This window comes from Gemmatimonadota bacterium (genome assembly GCA_030747075.1).
GTDB lineage: Bacteria > ARS69 > ARS69 > ARS69 > ARS69 > ARS69.
Map to the genome: position 1 here is coordinate 1 of JASLLL010000042.1, position 16,196 is coordinate 16,196.

The 16,196-nt window shown below is 64.0% G+C and carries 12 protein-coding genes; 9 read left to right on the forward strand and 3 right to left on the reverse strand.

The genetic code is table 11. From position 1 onward, the window contains the following. Positions 1-143 precede the first annotated feature (143 nt). Positions 144-1,688, forward strand: a complete 1,545-nt coding sequence (locus tag QF819_10440; protein MDP6803568.1) for a GWxTD domain-containing protein — start codon at positions 144-146, stop codon at positions 1,686-1,688. A gap of 40 nt (positions 1,689-1,728) precedes the next feature. On the opposite strand, the gene QF819_10445 is transcribed toward QF819_10440, so the two are convergent. Then, positions 1,729-2,886: a hypothetical protein gene (locus tag QF819_10445; GenBank protein ID MDP6803569.1), complete on the reverse strand. Its 1,158-nt coding sequence runs from the start codon at positions 2,884-2,886 to the stop codon at positions 1,729-1,731. A gap of 203 nt (positions 2,887-3,089) precedes the next feature. Here QF819_10445 and QF819_10450 point away from each other — a divergent pair, with 203 nt between their 5' ends. Genes QF819_10450 through QF819_10460 form a run of 3 tightly spaced genes read left to right on the forward strand, consistent with a single transcriptional unit; the run spans position 3,090 to position 6,602 of the window. Then, the gene (locus tag QF819_10450) at positions 3,090-4,988 is read left to right on the forward strand and encodes a sulfatase-like hydrolase/transferase (GenBank protein ID MDP6803570.1); all 1,899 of its coding nucleotides are present in this window, start codon (positions 3,090-3,092) and stop codon (positions 4,986-4,988) included. Further along, positions 4,981-5,334, forward strand: coding sequence for a divalent-cation tolerance protein CutA (cutA, locus tag QF819_10455; protein ID MDP6803571.1), 354 nt, complete (start codon positions 4,981-4,983; stop codon positions 5,332-5,334). Before QF819_10450 ends, cutA begins: the two co-directional genes overlap by 8 nt. Continuing rightward, a complete protein-coding gene (locus QF819_10460) occupies positions 5,331-6,602 on the forward strand; it encodes a molybdopterin molybdotransferase MoeA (protein MDP6803572.1) in 1,272 nt (423 codons plus the stop codon). Before cutA ends, QF819_10460 begins: the two co-directional genes overlap by 4 nt. Before the next feature lie 296 nt (positions 6,603-6,898). Here QF819_10460 and QF819_10465 read toward each other — a convergent pair whose 3' ends face one another. Then, positions 6,899-8,311 carry a sulfite exporter TauE/SafE family protein gene (locus tag QF819_10465; GenBank protein MDP6803573.1) on the reverse strand — a complete coding sequence of 471 codons (1,413 nt, stop codon included), beginning with the start codon at positions 8,309-8,311 and terminating at the stop codon, positions 6,899-6,901. After that, entirely contained in the window at positions 8,308-9,315 is a 1,008-nt protein-coding gene (locus tag QF819_10470) for a hypothetical protein (GenBank protein MDP6803574.1), read from the reverse strand. The genes QF819_10465 and QF819_10470 overlap by 4 nt, the downstream gene beginning before the upstream one ends. Positions 9,316-9,412: 97 nt before the next feature. Between QF819_10470 and QF819_10475 the strand changes: the two genes are divergently transcribed. From QF819_10475 to QF819_10495, 5 genes are all read left to right on the forward strand, one after another. Beyond that, positions 9,413-10,807, forward strand: coding sequence for a solute carrier family 23 protein (locus QF819_10475; GenBank protein MDP6803575.1), 1,395 nt, complete (start codon positions 9,413-9,415; stop codon positions 10,805-10,807). A 55-nt stretch (positions 10,808-10,862) separates the two neighbouring features. Then, on the forward strand, positions 10,863-12,260 hold the full coding sequence (locus tag QF819_10480) for a tryptophanase (protein ID MDP6803576.1): 1,398 nt from the start codon (positions 10,863-10,865) through the stop codon (positions 12,258-12,260). 167 nt (positions 12,261-12,427) lie between these two features. After that, a complete protein-coding gene (locus QF819_10485) occupies positions 12,428-12,961 on the forward strand; it encodes a GspH/FimT family pseudopilin (protein MDP6803577.1) in 534 nt (177 codons plus the stop codon). Further along, positions 12,958-13,353 carry a prepilin-type N-terminal cleavage/methylation domain-containing protein gene (locus tag QF819_10490; GenBank protein ID MDP6803578.1) on the forward strand — a complete coding sequence of 132 codons (396 nt, stop codon included), beginning with the start codon at positions 12,958-12,960 and terminating at the stop codon, positions 13,351-13,353. The genes QF819_10485 and QF819_10490 overlap by 4 nt, the downstream gene beginning before the upstream one ends. 11 nt (positions 13,354-13,364) lie before the next feature. After that, positions 13,365-16,196, forward strand: a 2,832-nt coding sequence (locus QF819_10495; protein MDP6803579.1) for a fibronectin type III domain-containing protein, incomplete at its 3' end; no start/stop codon positions are given.

Sequence of the window (16,196 nt, forward strand, 5' to 3'; positions counted from 1 at the left end):
CGAACGGATTTGCAGCGAACGGTCGGGGACCCGAGGAACCACTTCTCGATCGGCGTTGAGTTCTGACGAGACACGGGCCGGGCCCGGCGCATGCCGGTCACACACAGGGCAGGGCGGTTTCTGAAGCGCAGGGAGAGGCAGACATGAAGCGATTGGGTTCCATTCTTGTGGCATTCGTTCTCGTGGGGGGGTGTGGACCGGCACTGGAGGGTCCGACGCTGGATCTGAGCTCGGTGAATCCGGCTCCGGAGACTTATGCGCGGGAGGACCTTCGGCATCTTCAGTATCTATTGACCGATGCAGAGGCCAGCGCATACCTGATGATGGCCGACACGGATCGTGAAGGGTGGATGCGTGCCTACTGGGCATCGCTGGATCCCACCCCCACCACTCCCGAGAACGAACGACACGATGCCCACTATCGACGCCTCGCCTACGCGATGGACCGGTTTGCCATCGACGATCCTCCGGGATGGGATCGGCGCGGGGAACTTCTCATTCGCTATGGACCGCCCGACCAGCGGGACCGGCGCAGCGGAGATGTGGTTGAGGGGCTGGGGCTCGTTCCTCCCGCGGAGGTGTGGATCTACTTCCAGTTGTCCCACGCGTTCCAGTTGGAGGACATCACGCTAAAGGACAACTTTCAGGATTCCTTCGAACGACAGGGGAGCGGTCGAGTGGATCTTCAGGGGAATATCGCAGCCATGCAGGATGTGGGATCCAGCGAAGGGCGCCGTTCCTCGTTCGGTAGACAGGAGATTGATGCCTACGATGTGGAAGCGGAGATGCGACAGCGAACCCTCAAGTCCATGATGCAAAGGGGGCAGACTGCCCTTCGGGAGACGCCGCATGTTTACCTTCACGACTATGGCGGAGCGAGCTTGGAGTATGTCTTCGATGTCCTGAACTTCGCCGGACCCGCAGGGGAGGGTGACACCCGCGTAGAAGTCAATCTGGCCGTGGCATCAAGCCAACTGGAGTATCGGGACAGCGATGTCGAAGGCATCGAGGCGGTTCTGGAGGTGGAGGGACTTGTTCAGGACCCGGACTATCAGCCCGTGGCCCGGACTGCGCACACGACTCGGAATCACCGTCTCGATCAGACAGGGCTTGGGGAGTCTCTCGTCTTGGATCGCCTTGCCGTGCGCCTGCCTGGCGGGGAGTATCGCCTGGCGCTTTCACTGCGGGACAGCCTGAGCGGGAATGTGGGCATCTACCGCACTGAGATCCTTGTTCGTGAGTTCCCCCCGGGCGTATTGGCGCTCTCCGACATTCAGGTCGCGCTGGATGTGGATCGAGCGGAACCCGGCGACCCGTACGCGAAGGGCGGCTTTCGCGTGACTCCTTACCCGGCCGCGGTGTTTCCGCCCGGCCGCGATGTCTTCCTCTTCTTTGAGGTATACGGGCTGGCGGTGTCCCCGGCAGGGGAGTCCTTCTACGAGGTGGAGTTCACCATTCGCCCGGTGGGTGAGGTGGGAGTGGCCTGGTTCGGCACTTCCCGAGGGAAGGCGGCCCCCGGGGTGGGTACTGCTTACGACGGTGTTGGAGTGGGTGCACGGGCTGCGGAGTTCATTGCCTTGGATCCGGAGACGCTCAAGGAGGGGACCTACGAGGTGGAGATCCTCGTGACGGACCGCGTCTCAGATGCGGTCGCCACGGAGCGGATCTCGTTCGCCTGCGGTGGCTAGTCCGGGTTGCCGACGACCGGCGTGGAGCGCAAGCCGCGCCTTACGCCCCGCGACGCTTCGGTGGCGGCGGCCTCTTGGGGGAGTCTGTCGGGCTGGCGGGCTTTGACATTCCCGGGGTGCCCTTTCCGCTCTCCTCCTTGTGCACCTTGGCCTTGGTTTCCTTCTTTGGTGGCGCGGGCTTCGGTACGGGTTTCGTGGGGGCCACGCTCTTCTTCACCGTCTTTCGTGGAGGCGTGACCTTGCGGGTCGGCTTGTGTGTGCGGGGCTTCTGGCGCAGGTCGCGGTCCGGGGCCTTCAGCGCGGAATGCTGCCCGGGAGTCGTGGACCGATGCACCGGCCTTCCGACAGCAGGTCGTCTCTGGTGGCTCTTCCCGGGGTGAAGGGAGGAGCGGCCGCTCGTGCGGCGGTTTCCGCGGTCGAGGTTCGTCTTCGCGACATGCAGCCTTTGCCCGCGATCCTTCAGGGAAGGCCGTCCCTTTACCTCACGAGTCTTGGTGCGCGTGGCGCGAAGGCCATAGCCGATTCCCGCTTGTTTCAGTCCGGGGACTCCCGAGGCAACCCGGAACCCGCCCGATGAACCGGGAGGGGAAGACTTGTACTTGACGAGGCTGGGAGCGCGGTGTCGTGGCGGCATGTAGACATATGGGTCGCGTGCGTAGTAGCCGTAATCGTACCCACCATACGAGGAGTACCACCATCCGGCGCACGGGGATGCATAGCAGGTTCGAGTCGTGAACCAGACGGGGCACCAGGCTCCGGTACTCATGATGTAGGAGACGCGATACGGATAATACCAGGAGTCGTAGTACCAGTAGTCCCACCAGTAACTGTCGTACCACCAGTTTGAATACCGGTAGTCGAGCGAGATGGCGACTCGGCTGACCGGGCCGTCGTCATACTCTGCGGGCGTGTCTTCCACGAAGGTCGTTTCCATGCCGTCCTCAGGCGGAAGGGCCGTATCCACCATGAACTGGATGACATACTCGGGGACTCCGACCTCTTTCAGGTGGAGGATCTCCTCTACCGAAAGCAGGAAGACCGATTCCGTGACGATGATCTCCGACACGATAATGTCCGCGGAGACCCCCGCCGTATGGAGACGGAGGACATCGTAGGTGGTGAGCGCGTCCGTGGCGCTCCAGGCAGTCGGGGCGAACATCAGGAGTCCTGCCAGCACCGCGAGGGTGAGCGATTTCATGAGCGACGGCTCCTTCCGCGAGGAGGTGAGGAATCCTGCCGAACCGATTTCAACCATAGATCCGTGCCCGTACGATGTCAAATCAGCGCCCACACAACGCCCGCAGCCTCACGGCTTTGGCGGTTTCCTCCGGGGCCAGCCTTGACCGTGTAGTCGCCTCCTTCTACCCTTCGGTGCCCTTTGCAGCCAAGGAGAGAGATTCCGTGATTCCGAGGGTTCTCATTGCTGCGGTGGCGCTGACCACGCTCCTGCCAGGTTGTGGGCCGCGTTCCGGTGTGGCTCCTGACGGCGTGCTCCTGACGCTGGACACTTGCAGGGGTGACCGCTGGGGTTGCACGGGCGACATGGCGGCCCGGACGCCGCACCTGGATCGGCTTGCGCGCAGCGGCAGTCTCGCCTTCGAAGGGCGCGCTCCGGCCCCGATTACGCTTCCCTCGCACGCCACGATGATGACCGGACTTCCGCCTTCGGTTCATGGCGTTCACGACAACGGTGTCTATCGTCTATCTTCGGAGAGCGGGATCACTCTGGCGGAAGTGCTCCGCGACGCGGGGTATCGAACCGCCGCGTTTGTCTCGGCCTTTCCGCTGGCGTCCCGGTTCGGAATGGACCGTGGATTCCACCACTACGATGACGCCCTGCAGCGCACTTCAGGCACGGAACCCCGGCACCTGCGGGAACGCCGCGCGGACCGGACGGTAGCCCGGGTGAAGCGCTGGCTGAGAGAGACCCCGAGCACGGGTGCCGACGCCCCCCTTTTCCTCTGGGCGCACTTCTTTGATCCCCATGCGGACTACGCACCTCCCGCTCCGTGGACGAACGCCTCCGGTGGAGATGCATACCGTGCGGAGATCGCCTTCGTGGACACCGAGGTTGGAGAGCTTCTCAGAACGCTGGACGAAGCTCGCCCGGGGCGCACCCGTTGTGTAGTGGTGGCATCGGATCACGGAGAAGGGCTGGGCGACGCCGGGGAATCCACGCACGGCATTCTCCTGCGTCTCTCGACGATACGGGTTCCCATGCTGGCGGTATCGGACAAAGCACGCCCCGCGCTTCTCGGAGGGGCGCGTTCTCTGGCCCGGGTTCCCGCCACGGTTCTTTCGCTCCTGGGCGTGGAAGGTGCGCTCTCGGACGGAGCGGCGCCGGTGCTGGAGGCCCCGGTCACATCCGTCCAGGCGGAGACATTCTATGGCTGGTTCAACTTTGGTTTCCACGCGCTGCGTTCCCGGGAGAGTGGGCGGTGGCGTCTCGTTTCCGGGAAGGTGGATCGTCTGTACGACCTGTTGTCCGATCCGGGAGAAACGACCGACCTTGCGCTGGAGTACCCGGAGGTCGCTGCAGATCTCCGATCGGAAATGGAAGACGCATGGAGAGAGCAGCGTTCGCAGTCGGCCAGGGGAGCGGAGCGCGAGATGGAGCCGGAGGAGTCGGCGGCCCTTCGTTCGCTGGGGTATGCGGCAGGGGCCTCCCGGCCGACGGGGAGCCTGGAGCGTGGACTCGCTTCCGGCCCGTCGCCGGAGGGGTTGGTGGAGTTCGTGGATGTGATCAGCCGGGGGATTGCGTTGCTGGAGTCCGGAAATGCCGAAGAGGCGGTCACCTTGCTGGGCGCATCGTCGCCATCGGGCACGAGGGTCCGCATGCGTCTGGAGTATCTGGGCCGTGCGCTCTTGGAGCTGGATCGGTATGAGGAAGCGGTGGCCGCGCTTCGAGAGGCGGTGACTCTCGGTCGCAATCCGGAGACCGTCTACTTGGATCTGGCGCGGGCGGAGGGAGCGTTGGGACATCGGGCAGAACTTCACGCTGCCTACGCCCGGGCGCTTCGCATGCACCCGGGCTCGGTGGCTGCGCGGCAGGGACTGGCGCAGGCGTACCTCGTGGAGGGAGAGGGCGGCAAGGCAGCTGATGTGCTTCTGGAGGCAGCGCGTATTCGGCCGCGCTCGGCCGTCGTGCATCTGAATCTGGCGCAGGTGCTGGAGATGCTGGGGCGGGCGGAGGAGGCGCAGGTTCACTGGCGGAAGTGCCTGGAACTGGACCCGGATGGCCCGTCGGGAGAGGCGGCCCGTCGTGTTCAAATGGGCCGAGGAGAGAGTGGCAATGGCTGAGCGGAGTCTGGTGGAGATCGTGACCACCGTGGAGACCGAAGGAGAGGCGGAAGATCTGGCGCGTGGGATTCTGTCCGAGCAGCTCGGGGCCTGCGTGGGGATCGAGCGGGTTCGCTCGCTCTTTCGTTGGCGCGGCTGCATCGAGGATGAAGGAGAGTACCGCGTCTCCATCAAGACGGTACCCGGGCTTGCGTCGCGAGTGGAAGCATTCGTCCTGAAGGAACATCCGTATGAGACCCCCATGGTCCTCCGAATGGCCGTGGACAGTTCCACCAAGGCATACTCCCGATGGGTGGAGGACTCCGTTGCACCGGTGCCGCCGGACAATCCAAAGGAGAACGCATGACCCCGTCGTTTCGTCGCGACGCACTGCCTCTGACCCCGTTCGACGAAGCGGTGGCCCTTGTTCGTGCGGAAGCCACTCCGCTGGAAGTGGAGATCGTGGAGGTGTCGGTCGCAGTCGGGCGCATTCTTGCGGAGCCTGTCACGGCGCCCCATTCGGTGCCTCACTTTGAGAACTCCATGATGGATGGTTTTGCGGTGATCGCTGCCGATGTCGTGGGAGCGTCTGCGGATCGGCCCGTGGCGTTGAACATTGTCGGGGAGGTTCCTGCGGGGGCAACCCCGGACTTCGCGGTGAAGAGCGGGACGGCTGCCCGGATCATGACCGGGGCCCCGGTGCCGGAGGGGGCCGACACGGTGATTCCCGTGGAGTGGACGGACCCGGACGGGGAGGCGGTCCGGATTCGCAGGGACGCCGCTGCGGGGAACTCGATCCGCCGTGTGGGCGAAGACATGAACGCGGGCGCAGAGGTCTTCCGCACAGGCAAGCGTCTTCGTCCCCAGGAGTTGGGCGTGCTGGCATCGCTGGGCATTGCGACGGTGTCCGTGTACCGGCGGCCCACGGTTTCGGTCTTGTCCACGGGGGACGAGCTTCTCGCGCCGGGGGAGGCTCTGGCTCCGGGGAAGATCCATGGATCCAACGGATTGACGATCGCCGGGCAGGCCGCGGAGGCGGGAGGACTGGTGCGAGACTTCGGGATTGCCCGTGACGAACCGGCGGACCTTGCCCGGAAGCTGGAAGCCGCCGCAGAGGCGGATGTGGTCCTGACATCGGGAGGCGTCTCCGTGGGGGAGCGTGATCACCTGCAGGATGTTCTGGAGGCGAGGGGATTCCGCCGGATCTTCTGGCGCGTGGAGGCCAGTCCGGGGAAGCCGCTGCTCTTCGGGAAACTGGGGGAAGCGTTCGTCTTCGGACTTCCCGGGAATCCCGTCTCCTCCATGGTGGCTTTCGAGAACTTCGCCCGCCCTTTTCTGCGCCTCCTTCAGGGAGACGATCAGCCGGACCGGCCGCGCCTGCGGTGTCTCGCAAAGGGGCGGATCCACGGCCCCGCTCCCCGGCGGCATTTCGCCCGCGTCCGCGTGGAGTCCACCCCGGATGGTGTCTTCGCCCGGGAAGTCGGTCCGCACGGATCCGGGAACTTGCGCTCCATGGCCGAGGCGAACGGGCTGGCTATTCTTCGCGAAGGCGTGTCCGAGGTCCAGCCGGGGGAGCCGGTAGAGGTCCTGCTTCTCTCGGAGCCGGATTGGGCGGGAACGTTCGCCGGTCGTTGACAGGCCGGGCGCAGAGAAGGCGGAGCCACCCTGCTCGTGCTTCACGGGCCTCGCGAACCCTCTCTCGCTGGGGCCGGGCGAACCCGGAGTGGAGAGTGTGAACGGATCACGGAGCGGGCAGCGTCCGCCGACACCAATCATAGCACACAGTTGTGGTGCAGCACGGTCCGCTCAGGCTGCCTGCCCCATTGAATGCGCGATTTCCGTTCATTGGAAACTTCGGGGAGTCGCGGCCAATCCGCGCCGGGGTTTGCCGATCTTCGGGGATTGCCGGAGATTCTGTGCAGGTGCGACGACTACAGGAGTCCCGTTTCGGCAAGAGCCCGCCAGGCCAGCACGATTCCGAACACCATGACCGCGACCGAAGAGGCGGCAGCGAATCCGCGCAGGACCTTCGAGTCCAGCGGAGCGCGATCAAAAAGCCGTCGAGCGGTGACGAAGAGAATCCCGACGGCGGAGAGAATGGCGGCCATCCCGATGCTGAATGCGGTGATGAGGAGCAACCCGAATGAGGTTCGGCCCAGAGACACGGCGGCGAGCAGAACGACGATTCCGGCAGGGCAGGGGACGAGGCCGCCGCTGATTCCGAGGGCGAGGATCTCGCGGGGAGAGGCGCCCGTCGGTGGGTCGTGGGTGTGGTCGTGAGAATGCTGGTGAGAGTGGCCGCGGAACTCACGGATGCGGGAGCGGAGCATGGTCGCACCGACCAGCGTGACCAGAAGCCCGGACGCGACTCCGAGCCACGGGATGAGCAGTTCCGGAACGAAGTGCTGCGAAAGAAGAAGGACCGCGAAGCCCAGCACGAACACGACCAGCGTGTGCGTCACGGTAACGATGATGCCCAGCAACACAGCTTGAGCCACCGTCCCTCGCGAGCCCACGAGGTACGCGGCGACCAGCGCCTTCCCGTGCCCCGGCTCCAGTGAGTGCCCGGCGCCGAGAAGCATCGCCAAGAGCAGCGACACGAGCACTGCCCGCGCGGACAGATCTCCCCCGGAGACGAGGTTCACGAAGCGGCCGCCCTCGGGGCGCGGCGCGGCGAACTCGGCCGGGAGTTCGATGAGGTCCGCGTTCTCAGCCGTCAGCCCGGGGCCGAAGACACACCAGGCGCTGGTGTCGGTCGGAGGGTCGAAGAGGTACTCCTCCGGGTACTCGGTCAGGCCGCCGCTGGTTGGAAGATTGGCACGCAGAGATGTCTTCGCGACTTGCAGACCGTCGGACGCCGAGATACGGATCTCCTTCCAGCCCATGTGGTCGGGATAGTTGGAGTCGGCCCAGACGAGAAGGTGGGTCTCCTCTTCACCCGGGCTTTCCATGATCGCTTCAAGCTCCCAGGTTACGCGTACGGTCGACAACCCGCCCTGCCCGGGAGGGAAGACGACGCGACTCCATAACGGGGAGAGGATCCGGTGCTGTCCGTTCACTTCCAGCGAGAGTCGGGGGAGGACTTCGCCGGTCAGTTCTGACAGGTAGGCATCCCTTTCCTCGGGCGTGACGCGATCGTCGAGGTCCGTATCGATTCTCGCGAGTTCACGGACGGACGGGACTTCCGCAAAATCCAGCAGGTACTTCACGCGGGTCGTGTCCGGGCTGATGTCGATTCCGGCATAGTGGCTGATGGACACATTGCCCATGGGATGTGCGTGTGAGGTTCCCGCGGACAGAACGATCGCCGCGCAGCACATCGTGACGACCGGACGGAGGCTCATGGCTTGCTGAACTCCCGGACCGCGCGGCGCATGGCATCCCATGCGGAGTCGGGCGCCTCGCAGGTGAGACTCGCCATTCGCTCGGTCCCCCGATAACTCCAGAACGCGATGGAATCAGCCCCAGCCTGTGCGGCCGCAGCCACAGCGCTCACGATGCTTCCTTCCTCCGACCGGCGAATCCGGATTCCCTGCACCCAGACTTCCATGTCGTGTCCGGTCCGGCTGCACTCCGCACGGAGGCGCTCCGCATGTGATCGGACATACTCGGCCGGGTCGACCGGGCGGTCCATCCAGTACGGGTCGGTGGCCATCCGATCGATGCCCGGCAGCTGGCTCAGCAGGCTCCAGTCGTCCGAGCCCGCCCCCTGGTGCTCGCCGTGGGGGAGAAGGCAGAGAGTGTGCTTCGCGCGGTGCTCTGCCGCGGTCTCGATGGCGGAGCGCAGCAGATTGCTCAAGGAGCGGGCGCGGAAACTGTCGAGATCGTGGTGCCCTTCCGGCGGGAGATTCCCGCTGCCGCCCGCATCGCGCCACGCCCGTTCACAGGCTTCACAGCGGCAGCACGGGGAGGCGGGGTGGTCTTCGCGAAAGGCGCCAAGATGGTAGTGGGGTTCGTCCCAGAAGAGACGATCCGGGTCGAGCGAGATCGCGGTGGTGGTCCAGCGGGAGAGAAGGGATCGTGTCTCCTCGGCGTTCGGGCAGCAGGCGGGAACGGAGTGGCCGTGGGCGTCCACCTGGCGGCAGGAGAGATCCACGAGTGCGCGCTCCGAATACGCTTCGCCACCAAACAGCCCGCCAACACCCCAAGGGTCCAGGGTCGCTTCCAGACCGCGCGAACGCGTCTCTTCCACCAGTCGCCCGACATCTTCCACATGGTACCGGAGGTCGTGCTCGGAGAATGTATGGATGACGGACGAGAAGCCCGCCTCCGCGATATCGTCCAGATCGGCCCGGGCATGGCGGATGTCGCGCACCCCAAAGTAGCTGACCCCGAATCGTATGCCCACCGGTCCTCCCATGCTAGATTCCCGAGAAGCACTGAGCGTACCCCGGCGGACGAACCACCGCACGGGGAAGTTCCGTCCCCGTCCCCCGGAGGAGTTCATGCCGTCGTCATCCCGCCCCATCTACGGCCTCGATGATCGTCCGGAGTTTCCACGCAATCTGGTTCTGGCGTTGCAGCATGTCCTGACCATGTTTGGCGCCACCGTGAGCGTTCCCCTTCTCCTGGGGCCGGCCATGGGAATGAGTCCCGGGGAACTCGCGATTCTCGTCAGTTCGGTCATGCTGTGCTCCGGAGTGGCCACCTTCCTGCAGGTGACCTGGGGATCGCGCCTGCCGATCATTCAAGGGGTGTCGTTCTCGTTCCTGGCGGCCTTCTTCGCGATCATCGCCACCACGGGCGGAGACGGTCCCCGGGCCATGCGTCTCATCGCCGGGGCCATTCTCATGGGGAGTCTGGTGGAGATGGGGCTCGGATTCGGCGGCTTCGTCGGGCGTCTTCGACGCCTTCTCTCTCCGGTCGTCGTCGGACCGGTCATCATGCTGATCGGGCTGGCGCTGTTCGGGCACGGCGCACCGAAGGCCGGGACGGATCCCCGGATCTCCGGTCTCACCGTTCTCCTGATCATTGTGTTCACGCTGATTCTCTCCCGGAAGTCCTCCTTCTTCCGCATCTTCCCGATCCTCTCGGCGGTGGTGCTGGCGTATGCCGTTGCGCTGGGGTTCTCGCTGGCCGGCGTGTTTGCCCCGGGGCACCCCAGCCATGTGGACCTGTCGACGATCGGCAACGCTCCGTGGTTTCGCACGACCGGCCTGGTTTTCCCATGGGGGCGGCCGGAGTTTGATCTCACATTCCTGATCGCGATTCTCGCGGCCTACTTCGCGTCGGCGGTGGAGTCCTTTGGCGACTACCATGCCGTGGCGGCCATGGCCGGGGCGGAGGCTCCCTCCGGAAAGCAGTTGAACCGCGGGATTGGCTTCGAAGGAGTCGGGTGCGCGGTCACCGGCCTTCTTGGCGGATTCAGTTCCACCTCCTATTCCGAGAATGTCGCACTGGTCGGGATTACGAAGGTGGCGTCCCGGCGCGTGGTGCAGATCGCGGCGCTCCTTCTGGTGACTCTCGGGATGTTCTCCCGGTTCGGTGCGGCCGTCGCCACGATACCCGGGCCGATTGTGGGGGGACTCTACTGCGCTCTCTTCGGGTTGATTTCGGCCGTGGGTATTCAGCAGCTTGCGAAGGCGGACCTGACCAGCGACCGCAACCTCTTCATCGCCGGGTTCTCGCTCTTCATGGGGCTGTCCGTACCGGCGTGGATGGCGGGAGGAACCGGCTACCAGCCCGGTGCGGAGGAGTTCCTGGCCGGGCTTCCATCATGGCTGGGTGAGGTCCTGCGGTCCGTCGGCGGGACGGGCATGGCGGTCGCGGGTGTCCTTGGGCTTGTGCTGGACAATGTGATCCCGGGAACGGATCAGGAGCGTGGGCTCGCAGGCGATTGACGAAGCCCCTCCCGGGCGATAGCTTGGACCCGGCGTATGACTGGAGGAGTGTGTGATGGGACTGCCGCCGTACAAGGTAAAGGTCGTCGAGCCGGTTCGTGTGTGGAGCGCGGACGAGAGACTGACACAGGCCCGCCGAGCCGGGTTCAACCTGTTTCAGATCCCCGCGAAGTATGTCTATGTGGACCTCCTCACGGACAGCGGAACTTCCGCGATGAGCGCGGACCAGTGGTCTGCCATCATGCGCGGCGACGAAGCCTATGCGGGCAGCGAGAGCTTCTATCGCCTGGAGCATGTGGTCCGTGAGATCTTCGGATTCCGGCATGTGATCCCCACCCATCAGGGCCGGGCCGCAGAGCATCTTCTCTTCTCGGTTCTCGTCAAGCCGGGAGATTTCATCCCCTCCAACACTCACTTTGACACCACCCGCGCCAATATCGAAGTCGCTGGCGGAGTGGCCATGGATCTTGTGATCGACGAGGCGCAGATCCCCACCGCGCAGCATCCCTTCAAGGGCAATGTGGACATCGAGAAGGTGGAGCGCGTCATCCAGGAGAAGGGGCGGGAACGAATCCCCCTTGCGATGATCACCATCACCAACAACAGCGGGGGAGGGCAGCCTGTCTCGCTGGATAATATGGCCGCCTACCAGAAGCTCCTGGAGAGGCACGGGATTCCACTCTTCATCGACGCGTGCCGGTTCGCCGAGAATGCCTTCTTCATTCAGGATCGAGAAGGTGCCCACGCCGGGCGGTCCATTACGGATATCACGGCAGACATCTTCTCCCTGGCCGATGGTTGCACCATGAGCGCCAAGAAGGACGCGCTTGTGAACATCGGTGGGTTTCTTGCCCTTCGCGAAGAGGATCTCGCTCGTCGGATCAAGGAGCGGCTTGTTCTGTACGAGGGGTTCTCCACTTACGGCGGAATGGCGGGCCGGGATCTGGAAGCGGTGGCCACCGGCCTGGAAGAGGTCGTAGACCCGAACTATCTGGCGCACCGGATTGAACAGGTCCGGTATCTCGGAGAAGGGTTGGAGCGCGAAGGGATCCCCATGCTGGTGCCGTTCGGCGGACATGCGGTGTATGTGGATGCCGCCGCGTTTCTTCCGGATATCCCCCGCGAGTACTTCCCGGGGCAGGCGCTTTCCGTGGAACTGTTCCTGCAGTCGGGAATCCGCACGGTGGAGATCGGAGGCGTCATGTTCGGGCGGACCGATCCGGATACCGGGAAACCTGTCTTCCCGCGCCTGGAACTCGTGCGTCTCGCCGTCCCGCGCAGGGTGTACATGCGGGAGCATCTGGACTTTGTGATCGAGAGCATGGCGCGCCTCCGGGATTCCCGTACCGGGATTCGCGGGTATGAGTTCGAGTATCAGGCGGAAGTTCTGCGCCACTTCACGGCCCGCTTCCGCAGAGTCCCCGTTCCTTCCGAAGCGCGCACCGCTTCCTGATCGGCGTGCCCGCTCTCTGGGCACTCTGTTCACAACCCGAACATCCTCTTCCACCGGCGGTGCCAGGAATCACCGGATTCCCCTGTACAGCCCGGTTTTCGGCCAGAGCACCTTCGCGCATTCTCTGGCATGGAAATGGCGTACTCCGAATGGGGAAAGGGGGTTCCATGTCCAAGTCCAACTGGCGCCTGTCTCGATGCAGCCCGGCGCAGCTACGGCAGAGCATGATGAGGGTTGCGCGCAGGCGGCGCGGCTTCACGGCGACCGAGCTCATGGTGACGATGGGAGTTCTGGGGATTGTGGGCGCGTTGTCGTGGGGCGGCATGAGCGGACTCATGGAGTCGAGGAAGCTCTCCGGAAGCGCAAACCGACTCGTTGCACACCTTCGCCTGGCTCGCGAGAAGGCGGTGTCGGAAGGGAACAACTTCATTGTCACATTTCGACCGAATCTCGATGACTACCAAGTCTGGGATGATGAAGGGAATGACTCGGTCTTCGGGCCGAAGGACAGCAGGCAGGAGTTTTCGCTGGATTCAGGAGTTCTGCTTCAAAACGCGGTCTTCTTCTCAGGCAATCGCGTGGTTTTCCGCCCGGACGGGACGAGCAGCGCGTCGGGTTCCGTCTGGCTGGAGGGGAAGGATGCCGTCAAGAGAATCGATGTGCTGGCCTCGACCGGACGGATTGTCGTGGGGGAGGGATGAAACGCGTGTCGCATCGGCAGCGTGCAAACGGTGAGCGGGGGTTCTCGCTGGTTGAGTTGATGATCGCGATGGTCGTCCTGGGGATTGGCCTGCTCTCACTGGCCGGTCTCTTTCCGCTGGCGATGGAGCGTGTGGCCGCCGGGGATCTGGACTCGCGGGCGACCTTTCATGCCGAGGCCAAGCTGGAGGAACTGAAGAATGTACCGTGGCTGCAGTTGTCCGGGCAATCCGGGACCGACTCCCCGGACGGCAGATACCAGAGGGCGTGGAGTGTGGATGATGATGTTCCGGCGGTAGGAATGAAGCGGCTTGGAGTCGTGGTTTCATGGTCCGACAATCACTCCCCGCGCCAGGTGACGCTGGCCACCTTCGTTTCCGATTCCGGCGTTTGAGGAGCCGCGTCGTGTCTCTCCGGAATTCGCGTGGCTTCACTTTGACGGAGATGGTGATCGCGCTTCTCGTGGTGGGCTTGCTGGTTGCCGGGGTGTATCGCGTCTTCATCTCGGCCGAGGAGTCCTACGAGCGCGGCACGGAGAGCGTGGACGCGCAGCAGAATGCACGGGCGGTGCTGGCGTGGATGGGGCAGGAACTCCGATCGGCAAAGGGATTCTCGGTCATCGATTCCTCCGAAGTGACGCTGGTGACCGATGCTCGAGTTCGCGATCAGATTCGCACCTTCCGGCTCGACACAGCCGATCAGGACGGCGACGGGATCACTTCGGAACTGCTCCTGATCCGAAACCCGGCCGATGACGGATCGCCCGGGCCCGTGACAGACGAGATTGCGCTGGGAGTGGAAGTTCTGGCCTTTGTGTATCGGGACGGGGTCGGGGCGGTGACGGGTTCGCGCGCGGCAGTTCATGAAGTGGAGGTGTTCGTGACGACGATCGGGTCCGGCAGCATGGCGAATGTCGACCGCGCGGGGGGGGCGGGTGTTCGGGAGGTCACGATGTCTACCCGCGTGCGATGCCGCAACCTCGGCAAGAGCGTCCCGACGCTCGGGGACGCGACTCCCCCCGACCCGCCACAGGGTCTGGTGGCGATCATGGCGTGCGGTACGGCCACCGTCGCATGGAGCGCGAATGCGGAAGCGGACCTGGCCGGATACTACCTGTCCTACTCCAACGCAGGAGGCGGGTCTCCCTATACCGGAACGGACTCCGACCAGGGGCCGTCGCCGATATTTGTCGGGAATGTGCTGAACTACACGCTGACCGGACTCGACCAGAGCGATATCTACCACTTCAACCTGGAGGCGGTCGACGCAGCGGACAATGTGAGTTCATTTGCGCAGGAGGTGTCGGGCCAGCCGCAGGACGCACAACCTCCATCCGACCCGATGAATCTGGCCGGGCGCGTAATCGGGAACGACAGCATCGAACTGGAGTGGGACTCGTCCCCGGAGTGGGACATCGGCGGCTATGAGATCCACTGGTTCGACACGCAGGACTCGTCCAATGTCACCGTAGATACATCCAGCGGTCCGGAGTGGGTGCTGGTCGGGCTCACGAACGGCTCCGTGTACTCCGTCCGGGTTCTGGCTCTGGATGCTTGCGGCAACGCGAGTGATCTGACCAATCCCATCACGGTCACCATGGTTCCGTGCGACGAAGACATCACCTTCCCGGCGATTCCGACGAACTTCGCGGCCTTCGCCGGAGACGAGGTGGTGCATCTGTCGTGGGATTCCGTCCCCGATCCGGATGTTGTGGGCTACGAGGTCTTCTTCCGTGAATCGGGAGGAGGCGGCGGGACGACGCTGCTCGTGGGGAATGTCACATCATACAGCGTATACGGGCTCTACAACCAGACGACCTATGAGTTTCAGGTGGCCGCCCTCGACGGCTGTGAACACACCGGAGGCTTCACGGGGATGGTGAGCGCCACTCCTGTGCAGTGCGCGGGGAATACGGACCCTCCCGCTGTTCCATCGAACCTGACGGCACAGGATGCCGGGTTGGGTGATCAGGTGTCGCTCTCCTGGACGCTTTCACAGAACGAGGGAGACATATTGGGGTATCGCGTCTGGTGGGGGACGGTCCCCGGGACCTGGAGTGCGTCGGAAGATGTGGGCGATACCGTGTTCCATGAAGTGACGGGTCTTTCCACCGGCGTGACCTACTACTTCACGGTGACCGCGTACGATGTGTGCGGGAACGAGAGTGCGTATGCGCAGTCGGTGACGGAAATTCCGACCTGGGGCTGTGCCTGTCCACCGGTGGCGGTGTGCTCGGCGCCCGCTGACTACGCGGTTCTGCAGGGGACCGTTCCGTGGACCGTATCCACTACCGCGTGTTCCACGAGTACCGTCAGCTATGTGGAGTTCTGGATCGACGGCCAGATTCGCTATGTGGACTACACGGCTCCCTGGGAGTACGGCGACTTTGGAATCGGATGGTACACCGTGACGGAGTCAGACGGACCGCATCAGCTGGTGGCGGTTGCCGCGGACCCGATGGGTTGTGAGGACTCCGACACGCTGGATGTCTATGTGGACAACTCGGGAATCGGGCCATCCTGCGTCGGTGTCGAGAATGGAGGCCCGGCCACCCTCGGAGGCGCCTGGGGGGAGAGCCTCTCCTTCCCGCTCACGAATCTGTCGGCGGTAGATACCTACTATCTGGACGGAATGAGTCTCACCTGGAGTGACCCGACTCTTGGGATTCTCGCCGTCTTTGTGGATGGAGGCCTGGCCTATTCGGGGCCGAGTCCGGGACCGGCCTCGGGTGATACGGTTTCCATTTCGCCTTCCATCATGGTGCCCCCCCAGTCCAGCGTGACGGTGGATGTGACGCTCTGGGACAATCCTCCGTCGTTTCCTCCCGCCTTTGATCTCACCGGCGAGAACTGGACGGGGACATTCTTCGGAAGCCCCTCTGGAGTCTGCGGGCCGTATCCCATTCAGACGGATGTTGCCTGCTCTGTTGGGGTAGGGATTGTGAGCGTCACGAGCGCACGGGTCTACGATGTCTGGGGAGTTCCACAGATCGGAGACGAGTACTACACGGATCGTTCCTACACGCTGACCTATCTCCCGGTGGATCTGGACGATGCAATCCTGGTGCGCCAGCCCAATGACGACAAGAGCAGCGGGAACTCGCACGAACTCGTTCTCTCGGTCGACCACGATGTCACGGTCTGGATTGGATACGACCCGCGCGGGACACCGCCCGACTGGATCGAACAGAACTACACCGACACGGGACTCACGATCGGCGTGACGGACAGTGGAACT

Excerpts from the sequence above, each read along its gene's own strand:
- QF819_10440 (MDP6803568.1), top strand. The coding sequence starts at position 144 with ATGAAGCGATTGGGTTCCATTCTTGTGGCATTCGTTCTCGTGGGGGGG.
- QF819_10445 (MDP6803569.1), bottom strand. The coding sequence starts at position 2,886 with ATGAAATCGCTCACCCTCGCGGTGCTGGCAGGACTCCTGATGTTCGCC.
- cutA (MDP6803571.1), top strand. The coding sequence starts at position 4,981 with ATGGCTGAGCGGAGTCTGGTGGAGATCGTGACCACCGTGGAGACCGAA.
- QF819_10460 (MDP6803572.1), top strand. The coding sequence starts at position 5,331 with ATGACCCCGTCGTTTCGTCGCGACGCACTGCCTCTGACCCCGTTCGAC.
- QF819_10465 (MDP6803573.1), bottom strand. The coding sequence starts at position 8,311 with ATGAGCCTCCGTCCGGTCGTCACGATGTGCTGCGCGGCGATCGTTCTG.
- QF819_10475 (MDP6803575.1), top strand. The coding sequence starts at position 9,413 with ATGCCGTCGTCATCCCGCCCCATCTACGGCCTCGATGATCGTCCGGAG.
- QF819_10480 (MDP6803576.1), top strand. The coding sequence starts at position 10,863 with ATGGGACTGCCGCCGTACAAGGTAAAGGTCGTCGAGCCGGTTCGTGTG.
- QF819_10485 (MDP6803577.1), top strand. The coding sequence starts at position 12,428 with ATGTCCAAGTCCAACTGGCGCCTGTCTCGATGCAGCCCGGCGCAGCTA.
- QF819_10490 (MDP6803578.1), top strand. The coding sequence starts at position 12,958 with ATGAAACGCGTGTCGCATCGGCAGCGTGCAAACGGTGAGCGGGGGTTC.